Origin of the sequence: Streptomyces sp. NPDC001868, from assembly GCF_040297125.1 — a bacterium.
In the GTDB taxonomy this organism is placed as follows: domain Bacteria; phylum Actinomycetota; class Actinomycetes; order Streptomycetales; family Streptomycetaceae; genus Streptomyces.
The window spans coordinates 92,691-112,816 of record NZ_JBEOYO010000007.1 but is presented as its reverse complement, the minus strand read 5'-3'; the positions used below and the strand labels follow the sequence as shown (position 1 = coordinate 112,816).

19 protein-coding genes are annotated in these 20,126 nt (G+C 70.2%); 14 read left to right on the top strand and 5 right to left on the bottom strand.

Annotated elements, in window-relative coordinates:
- Positions 1-140: 140 nt before the first annotated feature.
- From ABT147_RS11115 to ABT147_RS11095, 5 genes are all read left to right on the top strand, one after another.
- Entirely contained in the window at positions 141-2,420 is a 2,280-nt protein-coding gene (locus ABT147_RS11115) for an ATP-dependent DNA helicase UvrD2 (protein WP_351404285.1), read from the top strand.
- Positions 2,421-2,584: 164 nt separating this feature from the next.
- Positions 2,585-2,908 (top strand): hypothetical protein, encoded by a 324-nt coding sequence (locus tag ABT147_RS11110; RefSeq protein ID WP_351404283.1) that lies wholly within the window; start codon positions 2,585-2,587, stop codon positions 2,906-2,908.
- Between the two features lie 172 nt (positions 2,909-3,080).
- A complete protein-coding gene (locus ABT147_RS11105; RefSeq protein ID WP_037695023.1) occupies positions 3,081-3,449 on the top strand; it encodes a WhiB family transcriptional regulator in 369 nt (122 codons plus the stop codon).
- The gene (locus ABT147_RS11100; RefSeq protein ID WP_351404281.1) at positions 3,446-3,769 is read left to right on the top strand and encodes a putative WhiB-interacting protein; all 324 of its coding nucleotides are present in this window, start codon (positions 3,446-3,448) and stop codon (positions 3,767-3,769) included. Before ABT147_RS11105 ends, ABT147_RS11100 begins: the two co-directional genes overlap by 4 nt.
- Before the next feature lie 144 nt (positions 3,770-3,913).
- Positions 3,914-4,123, top strand: a complete 210-nt coding sequence (locus tag ABT147_RS11095) for a hypothetical protein (RefSeq protein ID WP_351404279.1) — start codon at positions 3,914-3,916, stop codon at positions 4,121-4,123.
- Between the two features lie 20 nt (positions 4,124-4,143).
- Here the strand turns inward: ABT147_RS11095 and ABT147_RS11090 are convergent, their stop codons facing one another.
- Both ABT147_RS11090 and ABT147_RS11085 read right to left on the bottom strand, forming a co-directional pair.
- Positions 4,144-5,499, bottom strand: coding sequence for an ABC1 kinase family protein (locus ABT147_RS11090; protein ID WP_351404277.1), 1,356 nt, complete (start codon positions 5,497-5,499; stop codon positions 4,144-4,146).
- A complete protein-coding gene (locus ABT147_RS11085) occupies positions 5,492-6,760 on the bottom strand; it encodes a ThiF family adenylyltransferase (protein ID WP_351404617.1) in 1,269 nt (422 codons plus the stop codon). Before ABT147_RS11085 ends, ABT147_RS11090 begins: the two co-directional genes overlap by 8 nt.
- A gap of 218 nt (positions 6,761-6,978) precedes the next feature.
- Here ABT147_RS11085 and ABT147_RS11080 point away from each other — a divergent pair, with 218 nt between their 5' ends.
- The 4 genes from ABT147_RS11080 (at position 6,979) to ABT147_RS11065 (ending at position 10,818) form a co-directional block, all read left to right on the top strand.
- Positions 6,979-7,575 carry a M48 metallopeptidase family protein gene (locus ABT147_RS11080; protein WP_351404275.1) on the top strand — a complete coding sequence of 199 codons (597 nt, stop codon included), beginning with the start codon at positions 6,979-6,981 and terminating at the stop codon, positions 7,573-7,575.
- 160 nt (positions 7,576-7,735) lie between these two features.
- Positions 7,736-9,352, top strand: coding sequence for a TerD family protein (locus tag ABT147_RS11075; protein WP_351404273.1), 1,617 nt, complete (start codon positions 7,736-7,738; stop codon positions 9,350-9,352).
- A gap of 8 nt (positions 9,353-9,360) precedes the next feature.
- A complete protein-coding gene (locus tag ABT147_RS11070) occupies positions 9,361-10,038 on the top strand; it encodes an AIM24 family protein (RefSeq protein ID WP_351404271.1) in 678 nt (225 codons plus the stop codon).
- Positions 10,039-10,065: 27 nt separating this feature from the next.
- Positions 10,066-10,818: an AIM24 family protein gene (locus ABT147_RS11065; RefSeq protein WP_351404269.1), complete on the top strand. Its 753-nt coding sequence runs from the start codon at positions 10,066-10,068 to the stop codon at positions 10,816-10,818.
- 162 nt (positions 10,819-10,980) lie between these two features.
- Here the strand turns inward: ABT147_RS11065 and ABT147_RS11060 are convergent, their stop codons facing one another.
- On the bottom strand, positions 10,981-11,496 hold the full coding sequence (locus ABT147_RS11060) for an NUDIX hydrolase (protein ID WP_351404267.1): 516 nt from the start codon (positions 11,494-11,496) through the stop codon (positions 10,981-10,983).
- Positions 11,493-12,923 (bottom strand): zinc-dependent metalloprotease, encoded by a 1,431-nt coding sequence (locus ABT147_RS11055; protein WP_351404265.1) that lies wholly within the window; start codon positions 12,921-12,923, stop codon positions 11,493-11,495. The genes ABT147_RS11060 and ABT147_RS11055 overlap by 4 nt, the downstream gene beginning before the upstream one ends.
- A 190-nt stretch (positions 12,924-13,113) precedes the next feature.
- Between ABT147_RS11055 and ABT147_RS11050 the strand changes: the two genes are divergently transcribed.
- From ABT147_RS11050 to ABT147_RS11035, 4 genes are all read left to right on the top strand, one after another.
- Positions 13,114-14,226 (top strand): SDR family oxidoreductase, encoded by a 1,113-nt coding sequence (locus tag ABT147_RS11050; RefSeq protein WP_351404263.1) that lies wholly within the window; start codon positions 13,114-13,116, stop codon positions 14,224-14,226.
- Between the two features lie 172 nt (positions 14,227-14,398).
- Positions 14,399-14,860: a molybdenum cofactor biosynthesis protein MoaE gene (locus ABT147_RS11045; RefSeq protein WP_351404261.1), complete on the top strand. Its 462-nt coding sequence runs from the start codon at positions 14,399-14,401 to the stop codon at positions 14,858-14,860.
- Positions 14,861-15,009: 149 nt separating this feature from the next.
- Positions 15,010-15,156 (top strand): hypothetical protein, encoded by a 147-nt coding sequence (locus ABT147_RS11040; protein WP_351404259.1) that lies wholly within the window; start codon positions 15,010-15,012, stop codon positions 15,154-15,156.
- 95 nt (positions 15,157-15,251) lie between these two features.
- Positions 15,252-16,349 (top strand): YlbL family protein, encoded by a 1,098-nt coding sequence (locus ABT147_RS11035; protein WP_351404258.1) that lies wholly within the window; start codon positions 15,252-15,254, stop codon positions 16,347-16,349.
- Positions 16,350-16,457: 108 nt separating this feature from the next.
- Here the strand turns inward: ABT147_RS11035 and ABT147_RS11030 are convergent, their stop codons facing one another.
- On the bottom strand, positions 16,458-17,000 hold the full coding sequence (locus tag ABT147_RS11030) for a PPA1309 family protein (RefSeq protein ID WP_351404256.1): 543 nt from the start codon (positions 16,998-17,000) through the stop codon (positions 16,458-16,460).
- 163 nt (positions 17,001-17,163) lie between these two features.
- On the opposite strand from ABT147_RS11030, the gene ABT147_RS11025 reads away from it, so the two are divergent.
- Positions 17,164-20,097: a UPF0182 family membrane protein gene (locus ABT147_RS11025; RefSeq protein WP_351404614.1), complete on the top strand. Its 2,934-nt coding sequence runs from the start codon at positions 17,164-17,166 to the stop codon at positions 20,095-20,097.
- Positions 20,098-20,126: the final 29 nt, after the last annotated feature.

Genomic DNA, 20,126 nt, shown 5'->3' with positions numbered 1-20,126 from the left:
CGGTCCGAGGGGTGCGTGGTCGCAGTGGGTGGAACGTACGCGACAGGCCCGCCATTCCCCCACGCGGGTGGTGTCCACCGCCGCCGGTGCCTCCGCCGCACCGGAACGCAGGGGCGCCTGCCGCATTAGTACGACTGCGAGTGCCTGCCTGTGGACAACTTGCTCAGCCGTCTCCGGCGACCTGGCAGCATGGCCATGTGACAGCAGCAACGCACTCCACCCTCTTCCCGCGGGTCCCCGACTCGGCCGACGCGGTGCTCGAAGGGCTCGACCCCGAGCAGCGCGCGGTGGCGACCGCCCTGCACGGTCCGGTGTGCGTGCTGGCGGGCGCCGGCACGGGCAAGACCCGGGCGATCACCCACCGGATCGCCTACGGCGTGCGTGCCGGGATCCTCCAGCCCGCCAGCGTGCTGGCCGTCACCTTCACCGCCCGCGCCGCCGGAGAGATGCGCGGCCGCCTCCGCCAGCTCGGCGCCGCCGGAGTCCAGGCCCGGACCTTCCACTCGGCCGCGCTGCGCCAGCTCCAGTACTTCTGGCCGAAGGCCGTCGGCGGCGGCATGCCACGCATCGTCGACCGCAAGATTCAGATCGTCGCGGACGCGGCAGCCGCCTGCCGCATCCGTCTCGATCGCAACGAACTCCGCGACGCCGCCGCCGAGATCGAATGGTCCAAGGTCACCCGGACCGTCCCCTCCGACTACGCCGCCGTGATCGCCAAACACGGCCGAGAGGCGCCCCGCGACCCGGCCGAGATCGCCCAGATCTACGCGATGTACGAGGACCTGAAGCGCGAGCGGGCCGTCATCGACTTCGAGGACGTCCTCCTGCTCACGGTCGGCATCCTCCAGGACCGCCATGACATCGCCGAACAGGTCCGCTCCCAGTACCAGCACTTCGTGGTCGACGAGTACCAGGACGTCAGCCCCCTCCAGCAGCGCCTCCTGGAGCTGTGGCTCGGCGACCGGGACGACCTGTGCGTCGTGGGCGACGCCAGCCAGACGATCTATTCGTTCACCGGCGCAACCCCCGACCATCTGCTCGACTTCCGTCACCGCCACCCCGGGGCCACCGTCGTCAAGCTCGTCCGTGACTACCGCTCCACCCCCCAGGTCGTCCACCTCGCCAACGGCCTGCTCTCCCAGGCCCGCGGCCGAGCCGCCGACCACCGACTCGAACTGATCTCCCAGCGCCCACCGGGCCCCGAGCCCCGCTACACCGAGTACACGGACGAGCCCGCCGAGGCCGAGGGCGCGGCCCGCCGCATCCGGGACCTCATCGCCTCCGGCGTCCCCGCCAGCGAGATCGCCATCCTGTTCCGGACGAATTCCCAGTCCGAGACCTACGAACAGGCCCTCGCGGACACCGGAGTGCCCTACCAACTGCGCGGCGCGGAACGGTTCTTCGACCGCCCCGAGGTGCGCAAGGCGGGGGCCGCGCTGAGAGCCGCCGCCCGCTTCGGCAACAACGACACCCTCCTCGAGGACGCCGTCGACCTTCCCTCACTGGTAAGGGCCGTGCTGTCCGGTGAGGGGTGGACCAGTGAACCGCCGGCGGGCTCCGGCGCGGTCAGGGAGCGCTGGGAGTCACTGGCGGCGCTGGTCAACCTGGCCCAGGACTTCGCCGCCGCCAAGCCCGACGCCACACTCGGCGACCTGGTGGCCGAACTGGACGAACGGGCGAACGCCCAGCACGCCCCGACCGTCCAGGGCGTCACCCTCGCCTCACTGCACTCCGCGAAGGGGCTGGAGTGGGACGTCGTCTTCCTGGTCGGTGTCGCCGAAGGCATGATGCCGATCACCTACGCGCGAACGGACGACCAGATAGAGGAGGAGAGACGACTCCTCTACGTGGGCGTCACCCGCGCGCGCGAACAGCTCTCGGTCTCCTGGGCTCTGTCCCGCTCGCCCGGCGGCCGCCCCAACCGCCGCCCCAGCCGCTTCCTGAACGGTCTGCGCCCCGGATCCACCGCGACGGCCGGCCGGACCGGCGCGGGCGGCCCAGGGGGCGTCGAGCTGGGCTCGGCCGGCGGCCGGACGGGTGACCTCGCGGCAGGCGGCACCGAGGCCGCTCCACGCCGCACCAGCCGGACCCCGGCCCGCTGCCGTGTCTGCGGGCGCACCCTGCGGGACGCCGGTGACATGAAACTGATGCGCTGCGAGGACTGCCCCTCCGACATGGACGAGGGCCTCTACGAGCGACTGCGGGAGTGGCGCGCGGTCCAGGCGCAGCGCAGCGGCCAGCCGGACTTCTGTGTCTTCACCGACCGGACGCTGATGGCGATCGCGGAAGCGGGGCCGAGCACTCCGGTTGAACTGGGTCGCATCCCCGGTGTCCGCGCCCGCAAGTTGCAGCGTTACGGAGCCGATGTTCTCGACATCTGCGCAGGTCGGGAGCCTGAGTACGAGGACGAGAACGACTGATACGAACTCGTCGAAAAAATAGTTTGCGCATGCCCCAGCAATCCCCATAGGTTCTTAGGCACGAGAGCAGCGGTCTTCTCGAAGAGCCTGGTTTCGTGATGTACTTCATATCCGTCGGATTGGTTCGCACCGGTCCCCGTAGACGCCGAGAGGAGGCGAGTCCAGTGATCAGCATCAACACCAGCTTCATCAGCCCGGTCAAAATGACCGATCGCTCGGCCGTCTCCCTGTGCTTGCTCGGCGCCTCCAACCCGGGTACCGGTCTGTCCGCCCTCAGTGGCGGCCGTCCGGCGTCCTCCGTGTCTCTGGCGGGTCTTCCCGTCCGTGAGCGCAATGAGCGACCGACCAAGGCACTGGAAGCAGCAGTAACGGCACAGGCCCAGGCCTATGCCTTCACCGCGGCCGGTGCCGGATTCCGGAAGCAGACGACGCAGCACCACCTGATGTGGGCCTTCCGTGGGCCTGAACCCTGGAGTGATCCAGCCTGATCGTCGATCAGGCCGGCGCCTTCAGGGCCGCGGAACCCCACCCGGGATCCGCGGCCCTTCTGTTTGTCCCCGACCGGGGGCTGCAGAGCGAAGGGGCCTCGGGACAAGAAAAGACCCGGTACCAGCCGCCACCGGCCAACAGGCCGGAACGACCAGACGAGGAAGACGAACCGTGCAACTCGAAGCGCACGCCCCGTCCGTACCGCCTTCCGAAACGATCTCCCCGCCCGGCCTCACGGAGGACTCCACCTTGACCCCGCTCACCGCGCTCACCGCGCTCGACGACGCCATCGAGAACCTCGGCGTACCCGTCCCCTGCCGCTCCTACGACCCGGAGGTCTTCTTCGCCGAGTCGCCGGCCGATGTCGAGTACGCCAAGTCCCTCTGCCGCACCTGCCCGCTGATGGAGGCCTGCCTCGCCGGCGCCAAGGAGCGGCGTGAGCCCTGGGGCGTCTGGGGTGGCGAGCTCTTCGTCCAGGGTGTCGTCGTGGCCCGCAAGCGGCCTCGTGGCCGCCCGCGCAAGAACCCGGTCACGGCATGAACATCACCGGAACGATCGACCGCCCCCTCACGCACGATCCCAAGAAGCAGGCCCCGATGAAGCCGTCCACGAGTGAGCCCGTCGGCTCCGCGACTCCAGACTTCACCACCACCGGCGCGAACGACTCGCGTCAGAACAGGACCCGAGAGATGCATCTCATGCCAGAAGCCCTGGCTCGTGCGCATATGCACGAGCGCCTGCACCAGGCCGAGCAGGAACGCCGGGCCATGCGCCTGGCGGCTGCCCGCCGGATGCAGCGCCGGGCCGAGCGCGCGTCGATGCGCGCCCGCCGTGCGCTCGCCATGGCGGTCATGCAGTAGCCGCAGCGCGGCAACCGGCATGAACCAGCCTGGACAGGCACGTCACCACCAGTAGTGGCTCCCCGCGGGGGCCGGTCCGAAGGGACCGGCCCCCGCGGTGCGTTGTGCCCACGGATCCGTCGGGCGCGGCGATATCGTCGCCGAGTGACGAGTCTTTCCGGGGACAGTGACAACGGCGGCCCCGCCGCGGAACCCCAGACCCTCATGTGCGCCCGCTGCGGCACCACCGCCGAGGCCCCGCAGCCTCTGTGGATCTGCTCCGTGGAGAACGGCGCACGGCACTACTTCTGCGGCACCTGCGCCAGGGAGAACCTGCGAGCGATCGAGGGCAGGCTGGACTCGGCCTGGTGGTGAACTCGCCACCACCGAACCGGCTACGCCTCCGCGGCCGTCTCCCCCTCCTCCTCTTCGGGCAGGAAGCCCGGCAGCCACTCCTCCAGTTCGTCGCGCATGCGGACCGTCGCGCCGAGTTGGCACAGAACACCGATGGTGCTGAGGGTCACCCGGTGGATGAGGAGGTAGGACGGGGGCAGGTTCAGCTGCTTGCCCAGTTGGTGGGCGGGGGAGCGGGGGTCGGCGATGCGGGCGGCCTGGCTGCGCATCCAGCCGCGGGCGAAGGCGAATTCGTCGGCCCGGATCGGTTCGATGATGGGGTGCAGATAGTCCAGGACCGCGTCCGGGTCCAGGTCTATCGACTCCTTCACGAAGCCTTCCGCGCAGAGCATCTCGTAGACGGCCTCGGCCTCGCCCTCGATCGTCAGCCGCAGGGCCTCACCGATCGGGGCCGGCAGGCCGCCCGGCAGTCGGTCCACCGTGCCGAAGTCGAGGACGCCGAGGCGCCAGCCGCGCTTCTCGTCCGGCAGAAGGCGGAAGTTGCCCGGATGCGGGTCGGCGTGCAGGAGGCCGGTGCGGGCCGGGCCCGAGAAGAGAAAGCGGGTCAGCAACTGGCCCGCCCGGTCGCGCTGCTCCTGGGAGCCGTCGGTGATCACCTCGGAGAGCGGGGTGCCCTCCATCCACTCGGTCACCAGCACCTGCTCGCACTGGTGCACCACGGCCGGGACCACGACATCGGGGTCGCCCGCGAACTCCTCCGCGTGCGCCTGCTGGGCCTGGGCCTCCAGGCCGTAGTCGAGCTCTTCGGAGACACGGTCCCGCAACTCCGCGATGAGTGGCTTGATGTCCATTCCGGGGATCAGCGGGCCCAGCAGACGGGCGAACCTGCTGAGTTGGCCGAGGTCGGAGAGGAGAGCCTCGCCCGCGCCCGGGTACTGCACCTTGACGGCGACCACACGGCCGTCGTGCCACACCGCGCGGTGCACCTGCCCGATCGACGCCGCGGCGGCCGGCTTCTCGTCGAACTCCAGGAACAGTTCCTGCCAGTCCTTTCCGATGCGTTCCTCCAGGACGGCGTGCACCGTGCGGGTCGGCATCGGGGGCGCCGCGTCCTGGAGCTTCGTCAGGGCCGCGCGGTAAGGACCCGCGACCTCCTCGGGGAGCGCCGACTCGAAGACGGACAGGGCCTGCCCGAACTTCATCGCGCCGCCCTTCAGCTCGCCCAGGACCTTGAACAACTGCTCCGCCGTGCGCTGCTGGAGTTCTCGGCCCACGAGCTCCGCCGACTCGCCGACGATCCGCTTGCCAAGTCCCCAGGTGGCCCGGCCTGCGATGCCGAGCGGAAGCGCGGCGAGCTTGGCGGTCCGGGTGACCGCCTTCCGGGGAAGATCAGACATGCGCCCTCCAAGTCCCAGCAGGCCGTGCCGCGTGTGCCTTGCGGGACAACCTCGTTGACCGCTGATGCCCCGCCATTGTCTCGTGCGCCTCCCCGTCCTTTGCGGTGTGTTCCCCGTTACCTTTCCCAGCGGCACCTTTTTCAGCGGCTGTGCAGGAACATGCCGGGTGGGCCCACACCGGGCGCGGGTGCCAGTCGAACCCCGGTGCCGACACCTCCCAGCGGGCGCCCGCGCTGGACGGCAGCTGTCCGTCGAGGAACGCGAGCGCGTGTCCCGCGGCCAGTCCGGCGACGGTCGTGGCCAGGGTCAGATCGCAGGCGTCGAGCGGGTGCGGGCGACCGGAGCGCCACTGTGCGACCAGCCGTGGCCAGGTCTCGTCGCGGTCGGCACGGCTCTGGTCGAGGCAGCCCGCGCAGCCCGTTTCACCGGGCAGGACCAGGGGGCCGACCACACCTGTCCCCTCCACCACGCCGGCATAGAGATGTGGTGTGCCCGAGGCGATCAGCGGCTCGGCGGCGGCGGGCTTGGGGGCGTGGACGTCGACACCGTCGCGTGGGGCGAGGATCACCAGCGAGAAGCCGGGCTCCTCGCGAAGACGGTTCATCGGCATCTCCTCTGACGGGTCCGCAGGCGGTCGGGGTCCGCCGCGGCGGCGTCGGGGCGGGCGATCGGGGGCCGCGTGACGAGCGGCTCGGCGTGCCGCCATGTCCCTGCGCTCGCCGATCGACTCGGCCGGCAGACCACCGGGCGCCACGTCCCCCGGCTCGACCCGGCCGACATCGCGTACGTCGACCTCGCCGACTCCGGCCCCCGCGAGCAGCGAGGCGAGCACCGCCCCTACCCGCCCCGCACCCCGTACCTGCACTCTCAGCGACCGGCGGGCGGCCAGACACCTCAGGGCGTCGCCCGGCTCGGGCGAGATCAGGGAGAGCGCGGCGGCGTCGGGGCGCAGCCGGTCCAGGACCTCGGGTTTGGCGCGCAGGTGGTCCGCCGCCGGGCCGCCGCCCGTCGCGTCGTCCAGCAGGCCGGATCGGGACAGGCGGTCCACGAGGCCGTCCACGTGACCGTCCGGCAGGCCCATGCGGCGCCCCTCGTCACGCAGGAGCGGCAGCCCGCGTGTGCCGTCGAGCAGGGCGAGGAAACTGCCTGTCGCCGTGTCCATCGGACCCAGCACCATGGCGTGCGCCGGTGCCAGACCGAACTGCACGGTGTTGAGATCCCGCCAGCCGCGCCGGAGCGCGGGCTTCACCATCGGATGCATGATCGGCCCCCGTAGCCAGAGATAGGTCCCCATGTGCCGACGGTGCGAGTGTCTGGTCCGCCGACGAGTGCCAGCATGCACGGAGCGCGACGAAGCCTGTCGAGAGTTGTCCACAGGCGACGGCATTCGTCGTACAAATCAGGCGCTCGGAGTGCGGATCGATATCGAACCGTCCCGGAGGCGGGACTTCCCCCGTGTGCAGCGGGTAACGTCGGGGCGTGCCCGCCGACCCACTGCACCGCGCCGGAAAGCCACAGCGCAGCACGACGAGCCAGCCGCCAAGCGGCTCACGGGCGAGCGCGATCGAGGTCCGCAGGAGCGCGCGACGGCGCAGAACGGTCTCCGCGTACCGCGAGGGCGATCGCACCGTCGTGCTCATCCCCGCTCGGATGTCCGAGGCGGAAGAGCAGCGCTGGGTGACGGTCATGCTCGACAAGCTGGCCGCGCAGGAAAGCAAACGGCGCCTCGGCGACGCCGAACTGGCGGAGCGCGCAGCCCGCCTCTCGGACCAGTACTTCGGCGGTCGCGCCCGGCCCACCTCCGTCCGCTGGGTCACCAACCAGAACACCCGCTGGGGCTCGTGCACCCCCGCCGAGGGCAGCATCCGCCTTTCGCACCGGCTGCAGGGCATGCCCGAGTACGTCGTCGACTACGTCCTCCTCCACGAGCTCGCACACCTGCTCGTACCAGGTCATGGGCCCCGGTTCTGGCAGCTGTTGGAGGCCTATCCGCGTACCGAGCGTGCGCGGGGCTACCTCGAAGGGGTGGTAGCCGCCGACCGGCTGCCGCATCCGCCGACCGAGCGGGACGACTGACGCCACCGCGTCGCGTGTGGGCGTTTGTGGGACCGGTGACCGAAGTCGCGCTTTTGTACCGGCTCTGTACCAGCCTCGTACGCCCCAGGACTTTGCGGTTAGCCTGACGCGACGCACTCGCAGGCGCACGCACTTTCGGGATGGGGGACGGTCGTTACGCATGGCCAGGGAATTCCAACGCGGCCACAAGGCCAAGATCAGTGACCTCACCGCGGGTACGGATCTGTACGTAGGTGTACAGATCTCCGCCCCCGGGCTGAGCTTCGACATCAGCTGCTTCGGTCTGGACGCCGACGAACGGCTCTCGGACGACCGCTACTTCGTCTTCTTCAACCAGCCGAAGACCCCCGAGGAGTCGATCCAGCTCCTGGGCGCCCAGTCAGGTGACACGGAGTCCTTCCGCGTCACCCTCGACAAGATCCCGTCCCAGATCCAGAAGCTGTCGTTCACGGCGACGATCGACGGCAACGGGCAGATGTCGCAGATCGCCCCCGGCTACGTCCGTATCGTCGCGGGCGGCGAGGAGGTGGCCCGGTACCCGTTCGACGGCTCGGAGTTCTCCACCGAGCGCGCCGTGATGCTGGGCGACTTCTACCTGAAGGACGTATGGCGGTTCGCGGCCGTCGGACAGGGCTTCGACGGCGGCCTCGACGCGCTGCTGAAGAACTTCGGTGGCGAGGTCGCCGAGGAGGAGCCCGCCGCCGTACCGCAGCAGCCGCAGGCCGCCGCCCCCGGCTTCGCCCCGCCCGCGTTCGGCGCCCCCGCCGCCCCGGTGCCGCCACCGGCCCCGGCGCCCGCGCAGCCGTTCGCGCCCCCGGCGCACTCACCCTCGGTGCACGCCGCGCCGACCATCGCCGCGCCCCTGAACACACCGCCCGGCGGCACCGTTCCGCCCCCGTCGGCGCCCGCGCCGCAGGGCGGCCCTTTCACCCCGCCCGGCGCTCCGCCGCAGGGTGGTCCTTTCACGCCACCCGGCGCTCCGCCGCAGGGCGGGCCCTTCACCCCTCCTGGCGCGGCTCCGCAGGGCGGCCCCTTCACGCCCCCCGGTGCCCCCGGCGCCTTCCCGGGGCAGGCGCAGCCGTTCGGCGGTGGTACGCAGCTCGCGCCCGTGCCGCCGGAGGCGGGTCTGCGGGTCGTCCTGACCAAGTACTCCGAAGCACCCGTCGGCGACCGCTGGACCGAGCAGAACCCGCAGCTGGTGCGGACGACGCTCACCAAGGGCGCCAACATCCTCGCCAAGCAGGGCAGCATGGTCGCCTACCAGGGCGACATCGACTTCGCCCACAAGGGTTCCGGCCTGCTCGGCAAGTTGACGGGGCAGCTGACCGGACAGGGCATGGCCCTGATGCGCTGTTCCGGCGACGGTGAGGTGTTCCTCGCGGACGAGGGAAGCCACCTCTTCGTCATCCGCCTGGAGAACGAGCAGCTCTACACCAGCGCGCGCGGAGTCCTCGCCTTCGACGAGGCGCTCGACACCGAAATCCGCCGTATCGAGGGCGCGGGCCTGCCGGGCGGTGGCCTGTTCAGCATGCTCTTCTCCGGCACGGGAGCGGTCGTCGTCAAGACCCGCGGCATTCCCGTGGTGCTCCCCGTCGGCCCGGCCACCTACGTCGACGGCAACGCCGTCATCGCCTGGTCCGCCGGCGCGCAGGCCGTCACCACGACCTCGCTCAGGCTGCGCCGTTCCGGGTACGCCCGGCAGACCCAGGAGGCCATCAACCTCCAGTTCCGCGGTGCCCCCGGCAACTTCGTCGTCGTCCAGCCCTTCGAGGTGTGAGGCAGAGCATGGACCTCCAGACACTCAACGCTCACCGCTCGACCTCGACCGGCGTCCGCATGAGCGTGCACAGCTCCAAGACGCTCAAGGTCGCCATGGTCACCGGCCAGGACCTCCTGGCCAAGGCCGGCTCGATGATCGCGTACGACGGCTACGTCCAGTTCGACGGCCCGCCCGCCACGCTGCGCCGCAGCGCGGAGGAGATGGTCACCGGCGAGGGCGGCAAGCTGATGCTCTGCCGGGGCGACGGGGAGCTGTACCTCGCCGACTACGGCGGTGACGTCCTCATCCTCCACCTGAACAACGAGGCACTGTCCGTCAACGGCCCCACCCTGCTGGCCTGCGACGCCTCCCTCCAGCTCACCATCGAGCCGGTCAAGGGCCTCGCCAAGCTCTCCGGCTCGGGCCTCACCAACCTCGTGATCCGTGGCACCGGATGGGTCGCCCTGGTCAGCCGGGGTGTGCCGATCTCGCTCGACTGCGCCGAGCGGGAGACGTACGTCGACCCGGACGCGCTGATCGCCTGGACCGACGGCCTCGACATGAAGGCCCGCCGCACCATCAAGGCGAGCGCGCTCATCGGCCGGGGCAGCGGGGAGGCCTTCCAGATCGGGTTCAAGGGGCGGGGCTTCGTGGTCGTCCAGCCCAGCGAGGACACCGGCGACCGTTTCAAGATCCGTGGCTGACCGGGGCCGAGAGGAGAACACCGCACCATGCACAGCACACTCTTCGCGCACATCCCGGTGAACCACACCGAGCGCTACACACTGCAGAATCCGCAGCTGCTCAAGACCGATGTCACGCTCGGCAGCAGCCCGGTCCTGGCCCGCCAGGGCGCCATGGTCGCCTTCGAGGGACAGGTCGAGTTCGACAGCCAGTACCGCAACCGGAGCTGGCGCAACGCCGAGCGGATGACCGGTGAGCGGCTCGAACTCATGCGCTGCAAGGGCAACGGGATCGTGTATCTCGCCAACTTCGCGCAGTACCTGCACATCATGGAGGTCGGCCGCGGCATCACCGTCGACTCCTCCGCCGTCCTCGCCTTCGACGGCTCCCTGAACGTCGGCATCGTCGCCGTGGACAGCGCCGTCGAGGTGGCCTCGGCCGGGGCGTACAACCTGGAGCTGTCCGGCGGCGGCAAGGTCGTCCTGATGACCTCGGGCCCGCCTCTCGCTCTCGAAGTGACGCCCGAGAAGAACGTCTGCGTCGACTCGGACGCCGTCATCGCCTGGTCCACCTCACTGCGTACGCAGCTGCAGGCGCCGACCTCGACCTCCGCCGTGTGGCGCCGCAGGGGCTCCACCGGAGAGGGCTGGGAGATGCACTTCGGGGGCACCGGGCACGTCCTGGTGCAGCCGAGCGAGCTGCTGCCGCCCCAGCACCTGCGTACGTCCGGGGTACTCGGACAGTTCGGCATGGGCGGCGGCGGACTGAGCGGGAACTCCCTCGGGGGCAGCCGCAACTGATCAGCGGTACATGTGGGCACATGGGTAAGGGGCGTCCGCCATTGCGGGCGCCCCTTACCGCGTCCGTCCCCCCGGCGGGGGCCTTCCCACGGCGCGTCGGCAGCACACCCTCAGACCGCCGACACCACGCGAAAGAACGAGGTCAGAAGGTCAGGAGCGAGGTCAGAGCCGCGCTCGCGTGGCCTCCAGCAGGCGTACGACCGAGTCGTCGGCGACCGTCGCCACCTCGTCGTACGCGAACCAGCGCAGGTCGAGGGACTCGTCGCTGATCGCCTCCTCGGCGCCGGCCGGGGCGAGGGCCGCGTACTGGACGTCCAGGTGCCAGGCGCACGGCGTGTGATGACGGTCGAGGCGGACCGGGCCGCCCGGCAGGAGCGTCAGGCCCGTGATGCCGGACTCCTCCGTGGCCTCGCGGAGCGCGGAGTCCGCGAGCGTGGTGTCCTCGGGCTCGCAGTGACCGCCCATCTGCAGCCACATGCGCAGCTTCTTGTGCAGAGTGAGCAGCACCCGGCCGCGCTCGGGGTCGATCACCAGACCGCTCGCCGTGATGTGCCCGGCGCCGCACGCCTTCCACATGCCGTCCGGGTGGGCCGCCAGGTGGTCGAGATACGCCTGGCGCAGCTCGGCCTGGTCCTCGTAGCTCTTCAGTACGAGGACCGCGTCGTCGTGCAGGCTCACTCGGTGTCGTCGTCCTTCTTCTCGTCGTCCTTCTTCCTGAGGTCCGGCTTCTCGGTGGTGCCGCCCGCGGCCTCGCCGAGCATCTTGTCCAGCTCGGAGAAGTCCAGCTGCTCGCGGTGGACGAAGCCGTCCGGGTCGTCCAGGTCGGAGGCGGTGGGCAGCATGTCGGGGTGCGCCCACAGGGCGTCGCGGCCGTCGACACCGCGCGCGTCCGTGAGGGAGGCCCACAGACGGGAGGCGTCCCGCAGACGGCGGGGCCGCAGCTCCAGGCCGATCAGCGTCGCGAAGGTCTGCTCGGCCGGGCCGCCCGTGGCGCGGCGGCGGCGCAGGGTCTCGCGCAGGGCGTCGGCGGACGACAGACGCGGCTTCGCGGCGGCGTGCACCACCGCGTCCACCCAGCCCTCCACCAGCGCCAGGGCCGTCTCCAGACGGGCCAGGGCGGCCTTCTGCGCCGGGGTGTCCTCCGGCTGGAACATGCCCTGCTGGAGTGCCTGCTGCAGCTCCTCGGGGTTCTGCGGGTCGAACTGGCCGACCACGTCCTCCAGCTTGGCCGTGTCGACCTTGATCCCGCGCGCGTAGCCCTCGACCGCGCCGAACAGGTGCGAGCGCAGCCAGGGCACGTGGGCGAAGAGACGCTGGTGGGCGGCCTCGCGCAGGGCCAGGTAGAGCCGGACCTCGTCCTTGCCGACGCCCAGGTCCTTGCCGAACGCGTCCACGTTGATCGGCAGCAGCGCGGCCTTGCCGGCCGGGCCGAGCGGCAGGCCGACGTCGGTGGAGCCGACGACCTCGCCCGCGAGCACGCCCACGGCCTGCCCGATCTGCTGGCCGAACATGGCGCCGCCCATCGACTTCATCATGCCGATCAGCGGGCCGGCCATGGCCTGCATCTCCTCCGGCAGGATGTCGCCCATGGCGCCGCCGACGCGCTCGGCGACCGGGTCGACGAGCTCCTTCCAGGCGGGCAGGGTGGCCTCCACCCACTCCGCGCGGCTCCACGCCACGGCGGAGCCCGCGCCGGACGGCAGGGACGTCGCGTCGTCGAGCCACAGGTCGGCCAGGCGGACGGCCTCCTCGACGGCGGTGCGCTCGGCGGGGCCGACACTCGCGTCCTTCGTGCCGTCGGCGGTCCCCTGGGCGACCGTCTGGCGGGCGATCTGCTTGGCCATGTCCCAGTTCACCGGGCCGCCCTCGTACGAGAGCATCTGGCCCAGCTGCTGGAAGGCGGCTCCCAGGTCGGTGGGGTTCATGGAACCGAACATCGCGGCGAACGGATTGTCGGCGCCGGGGCCGCCGGCTCCGGGGAACCCGAAGCCGAACGGGTTGGCCGGTCCCTGACCACCACCGCTCTCCTGGTCCTTCTTCTTGCCCTCGTCGCCGTCGTCCGGCTCCTCCGGCGGAAGGCCGAATCCGAATGGGGTGTCACTCACGGGATTCCTCGGCTGATAGGGCCATCGGTTTTCTCCGACGGCACGGCTGCCCGAACACCACCCAGCGTAGACACCACGGCGGGTTAAGGCCTCGGTGCTCCGCCGACCGAAGGCCTGCGGCAGGATGGATGCCACCTGGTACGCACGCGTCACCCGCGTTCGTACTGAAGACAACCGCTGGAGACGCCCGGTGAGTTCCCCAGATCCGCAGGTTCGCGCAGCGCGAAACCACTCAACCAGTCCCGCCGTGCGCGGGCCCGTCGTCGCGGTCACCGGTGCCGCGTCCGGCGTAGGAGCGCTGCTCACCGAGCGGCTCGCCGAGTCCGACGAGATCCGGCAGGTCATCGCCATCGACGAGCGGCGCGGCGAGTGCGCGGCCGCCCAGTGGCACATCCTGGACGTACGGGACCCGGCGATCGCCGAGAAACTGCGCGGGGCCGACGTCGTGGTGCACCTCGCGGTCGACCTCGACCTGGGCACGGACCCGGCGGCCCGCAGCGCGTACAACGTGCGCGGCACACAGACCGTGCTGACGGCCGCCGCAGCGGCCGGGGTGCACCGGGTCGTGCTGTGCACCTCGGCGATGGTCTACGGGGCGCTGCCCGACAACGAGCTGCCGCTCTCGGAGGACGCCGAGCTGCGGGCGACCGCCGAGGCCACCGGGGTCGGCGACCTGCTGGAGATCGAGCGGCTCGCGCGCCGGGCGCCGCGCGCCCATCCGGGCCTCAATGTCACCGTCGTCCGCCCGGCGACCCTCATCGGGGGCACGGACACGGCGCTGACCAGGTACTTCGAGTCGCCTCGGCTGCTGGTGGTGGCCGGGTCACGGCCCGCGTGGCAGTTCTGTCACGTCGAGGATCTGTGCGGTGCGCTGGAGTACGCCGTGCTGGAGAAGGTCGACGGGGAGCTGGCCGTCGGGTGCGAGGGGTGGCTGGAGCAGGAGGAGGTCGAGGAGCTCAGCGGGATCCGGCGCATGGAGCTGCCGTCCGCGGTGGCTCTCGGCGCCGCGGCCCGGCTCCACCGGATCGGCCTGACGCCGTCGCCGGCCGGGGATCTGGCCTACACGATGTATCCGTGGGTCGTGAGCGGGAGCCGGTTGCACGACGCGGGGTGGCGGCCGTTGTGGACGAACGAGGAAGTGCTCGCGGAGCTGCTAGAGGAGGTCGCCGGGCGGCACACCGTGGTCGGGCGGCGGCTGGGCCGCAAGGACGCGACGGCGGCGGGTGCCGCGGGTGCGACGGTCGCGCTGCTGGGCACGGCCGCGTTGGTGCGGCAGGTTCGGAAGGCCCGGGGGCGGCGCTGAGGAGTGGATCGGGGGCGCGCGTAGGTTCTTTCGCCCCCGCCGCCCTTACCCGTCCCATCCCTGGGGGCTTCGCCCCCGGACCCCCATCGTCCTTCGGCCTCGACCTTGTTCTCGACCTCGTCCTCAGGCGCCGGACGGGCTGGGTTCTCGGCGGATGAGGCACGATGGGGGTATGGCTGTGAATGATGATCATCCTGGTGAGCGGGGGGCTCAGGAGCCCGTCAAGTTGATCGGGATCCGGGAGACGGCGCTCTCCCTGGACGAGGTGTTCCGGGCGGTCGGGGACGACGCGGCCGGGGGGACCGCGCTGTTCGTGGGGACCGTGCGGAACCACGACGGGGGAGCCGATGTCGACGAGCTCGGCTATTCGTGCCACCCGACGGCCGAGGCCGAGATGCGGCGGATCGCGGAGAAGGTGGTCGCCGACTACCCCGTGCGGGCGCTCGCGGCCGTGCACCGGGTGGGGAACCTGAAGGTCGGTGACCTGGCGGTGGTCGTCGCCGTGTCATGTCCGCACCGGGGCGAGGCCTTCGAGGCGTGCCGCAGGCTGATCGACGATCTGAAGCACGAAGTGCCCATCTGGAAGCACCAGAAGTTCTCCGACGGCACGGAGGAGTGGGTGGGCGCCTGCTGAGGCCGTGACCGGAATGCGTCCCCGTGCGTTCCGGTTGCGTAACCCGCCCCCCGGCGCGAGCGTTGACGGAGCGGACGGATAATCTGCTGATCAGTCAGTTGTGGTTGCTTGATAGGGGTTGGGAGGCCGGCATGGCGGCGCTCGCCTGGTTGCTGATTCCGCTTGGGGCCGCGATCGGTGCCGGACTGTGGGGCGGCTGGGCCAGCCGGAACCGCAAGAGCATCGAGGACGGCAGCGAACTCGCCGGCTACTCCCGCTTCCGCGAGGCCATGGAGCGGTCCCACTCCGGCGGCTAGCGCCCCTTCGCCTCGCGCCGTCCAGCCCGGGACGGACGACCCCGGACGGACGGCCCCGACAGTGCGCCGACAGGCCTGTCCCGTACTGTCGTTCCATGCCACGCCGCACCGCGACGATGCTCGCCTCCACCCTGATGCTGATCGCGCTCCTGTGCGCGGGTGTGATCATTCCCGTGCCCTATTCGGAGATGTCACCGGGGCCGACGGTGAACACGCTCGGGGAGCACGACGGCGAGCCGGTGCTGCAGATCTCCGGGCGCAAGACGTACGCGACGACCGGCCACCTCAACATGACCACGGTCCGTGTCACCAGCGCCGACTACCGGATGAACCTGGTCGAGGCCGTGTACGGCTGGCTTGCGCACGACAACAAGGTCGTGCCGCACGACACGCTGTACCCGGACGGCAAGACCGAGGAGCAGTCGACCCAGGAGAACGCCGAGGAGTTCAGCCAGTCCCAGGAGAGCGCCAAGGTCGCGGCCCTGAAGGAACTGGACGTCCCGGTGAAGTCCTGGGTGATCGTCTCCACCGTCCTCAAGGACTCCCCGGCCGAGGGCAAGCTGCACGCCGGTGACGTGATCAAGTCCGTCGACGGTACGGCGGTCAAGGCGCCCGAGGACGTGGCCAAGCTGGTCACCAAGCACAAGCCGGGCGAGGACGTCGACTTCGTCATCGTGCCCGCCAAGGCGCAGGCCGCCGCCGAGAAGGCGAACAGGACGGCGACCGAGACCGAGAAGGTCACGATCACCACGGGCAGGTCCGACGACACCGGCAAGGAGCGGGCGATCGTCGGCATCTCCGCCGGGACCGACCACACCTTCCCGTTCACCATCGACATCAAGCTCGCCGACGTCGGCGGCCCGAGCGCCGGGCTGATGTTCTCCCTCGGCATCTACGACAAGCTCACACCGGGCAATCTGACGGGCGGCAAGTTCGTGGCCGGCACCGGCACGATCGACGACGAGGGCAAGGTCGGCCCCATCGGCGGCATCGAGATGAAGACGGTCGGCGCGCGCGACAAGGGCGCCGAGTACTTCCTGACACCCAAGGACAACTGCGCCGCGGCCGCCAAGGACACCCCCGACGGGCTCACGCTCGTCAAGGTGGACACCATCGACGACGCCCTGGGCGCCCTGAAGGACATCCGCTCCGGCGACACCGCCGACCTGCCGAAGTGCACCACCAAGGGCTGACGGGGACGGCCGCGGCGACACGGCACGCACAGCCGCGAACTGCGTACACGCGCGAGTGGGGGCGCTCCCGAAGACCGGGGGCGCCCCCACCGCCGTACGGACGGGGAATCAGTCCACGAAGGTCGCGGACAGGGCCTCCGCCAGGCCCGGTACCAGTTCGGGGCCGGTGAGGACCTCGGTCGGGGTGTCCTTCTCGCGCAGGCGCAGGGCCGAGTCACGGGAGCCGTCACGGAGGACGGCGACCGTCATACGGACCTCCTGGCGGTCGGGGTGGGAGGCGACCCACTTGGTGAGGCGGGCCCCGTCGAGGCCCTCCGGGACGGAGGCCTCGGCGGACGGCGGCAGCATCAGACGCTCCACCGTCAGCGCGCAGCCGACCACCGCGTCGGGCCAGGCGATGGTGCCGAGGAACTCGTCCAGCGCCTTCCCCGCGGGGATCTCGTCCTGCTCGATCGGGGTGAGACCGACGGTCTCGGACTCGTCCTGCAGACCGAGCTGTGCCGCGAGGGCGGGTTCCTGGGACCGCAGACGCGCGGTATCCACGAGGGCGAAGAGGCGAGCGGGCTGGTCCCAGCCGAGGCCCGAGGCGTACTCGTCGATCTCGAGGACGGCCCGGGTGAGGGGGTTCGCTGCCATGGGAGTGTTGGACATGGTCACAATCCTGCCTCGTTCGTTCCCGGAAGCGGGAACCGAGTAAAGCGTGAGTAAGTTGCATAGGTGAGGGCCCCTGCGATCACGGGCCCGCTGGAGGGTCCGTAGACGCGGGCCTGACGTTTCGACAGCGAACTTCGAGGTGCGCACCTTGGCTTTCCAGATGCCGGACCGCGGCGGAGGCCCGACGGGGCCGCGGATCAGAGTGGGCCGACCGTCCCGACGTGTCCGGACACTGCTCATGACGCTGGGCGTCCTTGCCGTCCTCGGCATGGCGTTCGTCATGTTCGCGGGGTTCTGGACGGACTGGCTCTGGTACCGGTCGGTGAAGTATTCGTCCGTCTTCACCACCACGCTCTGGACGAAGATCGGGCTCTTCTTCGTCTTCGGTCTGCTGATGTCGGCCTCGGTCGGCTTCAACATCTGGCTGGCGCACCGGCTGCGGCCACCGCTGAGCGCCATGTCGATGGAGCAGCAGAGCCTCGACCGGTACCGCATGGGCATCGCGCCCTACAAGAAGTGGCTGCTCCTCGGGATCACCTCCCTGGTGGGCCTCATCGCCGGCGCCTCCGCCTCCGGGCAGTGGCGGACCTGGCTGATGTGGGTCAACGGAGTCTCGTTCGGCCAGAAGGACCCCCAGTTCGGTCTGGACGTCTCCTTCTACGCCTTCGACCTGCCCTGGTACCGCTTCCTGCTCGGCTTCGGCTTCGCCGCCGCCGTGCTCTCGGTGATCGCCGCCGCGCTCACGCACTACCTGTACGGCGGCCTCAGGGTCACCTCCCCGGGCGCGCGTGCCACGGCGGCGGCCACCGGGCACCTGTCGGTGCTCCTCGGCATCTTCGTCACCCTGAAGGCGGTCGCGTACTGGCTCGACCGGTACGGGCTCGCGGTGAAGTCCAGCGACTTCAAGGCGACGGGCAACTGGACGGGCCTCAGGTACGTCGACGCGAACGCGTACCTGCCGGCCAAGACCATCCTCTTCTGCATCGCCGCCATCTGCGCGCTGCTGTTCTTCGCCACCATCTGGCGGCGTACCTGGCAGCTGCCGGTCATCGGCTTCGGCCTGATGGTGCTCTCCGCGATCCTCATCGGCGGGCTGTACCCGGCGATCGTCCAGAAGTTCCAGGTCCAGCCGAACGAGCAGGCCAAGGAAGCGCCGTACGTCGAGAAGAACCTCTCGGCGACCCGGCAGGCCTACGGCATCGACGGGACCGAGGTCGAGGAGTACTCCGGGGTGAGCGACACCACGGACAAGGCCAAGCTCCGTGCCGACGCCGACACCACGGCCAGCATCCGCATGCTCGACCCGAACATCGTCTCGCCGACGTTCCAGCAGCTCCAGCAGATGAGGAACTACTACGCGTTCCCCACGAACCTGGACGTCGACCGGTACAGCGGCGAGGACGGCGCGGAGCAGGACACGGTCATCGGTCTGCGCGAGCTGAACCTGGCCGGCATCCCGAAGAACAACTGGATCAACGACCACTTCCGTTACACCCACGGGTACGGCGTGGTCGCCGCCAAGGGCACCGAGGCCACCTCCGGCGGCCGTCCGGTGTTCACCGAGTCCGACCTGCCGTCCAAGGGAGACCTGGGCAAGTACCAGCAGCGGGTCTACTACGGCGAGAAGACCACCCAGTACTCGATCGTCGGCGGTCCCCAGGACGAGATCGACTACTCCGACGACAGCGGTGAGAAGACCACCAGCTACAAGGGCAAGAGCGGGGTCAACCTCTCCAACCCGGTCAACCGGGCCGCGTACGCGGTGGCGTTCAACGAGCCGCAGATCCTCTACTCCGGTGCCATCGGCGAGGGTTCGCGGATCCTGTACAACCGCACACCCAAGGAGCGCGTCGAGGCGGTCGCCCCCTGGCTGACCATCGACGGCGACGCCTACCCGGCCGTCGTCGACGGGAAGATCCAGTGGATCGTCGACGCGTACACCACCACCAACGGCTACCCGTACGCCTCCCGCACCACCCTGGGCGACACGACGGCCGACTCGCTGACGGCGGACAACAGCCAGCGCGCGGTGGTGGCCCAGCAGAACCAGGTCAACTACATCCGCAACTCGGTGAAGGCGACCGTCGACGCGTACACCGGCGAGGTCAAGCTCTTCCAGTGGGACACCCAGGACCCGGTCCTGAAGACCTGGATGAAGGCGTTCCCGGGCACGGTGGAGCCGAAGGCGGACATCTCCGACTCGCTGCTGGCCCATCTGCGGTACCCGCAGGACCTGTTCAAGGTCCAGCGTGAGCTGCTGACGCGCTACCACGTGAAGGACGCCGAGACGTTCCTCAGCGGCAGCGAGGTGTGGCAGGTCCCGGACGACCCGACCAACACCTCGGGCAACGCGGTGCCGCCGTACTACCTCAGCATGAAGCTGCCGGGCCAGACGGCACAGGCGTTCTCGCTGACCACGACGCTCACGCCGAACGGCCGGGACAACCTCAGTGCCTTCGTGTCGGTCAACGCCGAGGCGGGCACCAAGGACTACGGCAAGATCAGAGTCCTGAAACTGCCGACCAGCGAACCGATCGACGGACCGAAACAGGTCCAGAGCCAGTTCAACTCCGAACAGGACATCGCCGAGACCATCAGCCTCCTCAAGAGAGGTGACTCACAGGTCGAGTACGGCAACCTCCTGACGGTCCCGCTCGACGGCGGACTGCTGTACGTGGAGCCCGTCTATGTGCGAGGCGGCGGTCTCAAGTACCCGCTGCTGCGCAAGGTTCTGGTCACCTACGGCGGCAACACGGCCTTCGAGGACACCCTCGACCAGGCCCTCAACAAGGTGTTCGAAACCGAGGGTTCGCCCACCGAGCCACCGGTGGAGGATCCCGACGAGGGCACCGAAGAGCCACCGGCGTCCGGCGATCCGACGGTCCAACAGGCCCTGGAGGAAGCCCAGAAGGCGTTCGACGAGGGCCAGCAGGCGCTCAAGGACGGCGACTGGGAGGCGTACGGCCGGGCCCAACAGGACCTGGAGGACGCGCTGAAGCGGGCCGAGGACGCGCAGTCCAAGGCCGACGCCACCGGCGGCAGCGGCAGTGAGAACAGCGACCAGAGCGGCGACGGAGGCTCCGGAAGCGGCTGATTCAAGGCTCCACCCCGCGCCGTGGTACG

Coding starts and splice junctions, on each gene's coding strand:
- ABT147_RS11030 (WP_351404256.1), bottom strand. CDS start 17,000: ATGTCCAACACTCCCATGGCAGCGAACCCCCTCACCCGGGCCGTCCTC.
- ABT147_RS11100 (WP_351404281.1), top strand. CDS start 3,446: ATGAACATCACCGGAACGATCGACCGCCCCCTCACGCACGATCCCAAG.
- ABT147_RS11090 (WP_351404277.1), bottom strand. CDS start 5,499: ATGTCTGATCTTCCCCGGAAGGCGGTCACCCGGACCGCCAAGCTCGCC.
- ABT147_RS11085 (WP_351404617.1), bottom strand. CDS start 6,760: ATGCATCCGATGGTGAAGCCCGCGCTCCGGCGCGGCTGGCGGGATCTC.
- ABT147_RS11065 (WP_351404269.1), top strand. CDS start 10,066: ATGCACAGCACACTCTTCGCGCACATCCCGGTGAACCACACCGAGCGC.
- ABT147_RS11045 (WP_351404261.1), top strand. CDS start 14,399: ATGGCTGTGAATGATGATCATCCTGGTGAGCGGGGGGCTCAGGAGCCC.
- ABT147_RS11035 (WP_351404258.1), top strand. CDS start 15,252: ATGCCACGCCGCACCGCGACGATGCTCGCCTCCACCCTGATGCTGATC.
- ABT147_RS11025 (WP_351404614.1), top strand. CDS start 17,164: ATGCCGGACCGCGGCGGAGGCCCGACGGGGCCGCGGATCAGAGTGGGC.
- ABT147_RS11075 (WP_351404273.1), top strand. CDS start 7,736: ATGGCCAGGGAATTCCAACGCGGCCACAAGGCCAAGATCAGTGACCTC.
- ABT147_RS11070 (WP_351404271.1), top strand. CDS start 9,361: ATGGACCTCCAGACACTCAACGCTCACCGCTCGACCTCGACCGGCGTC.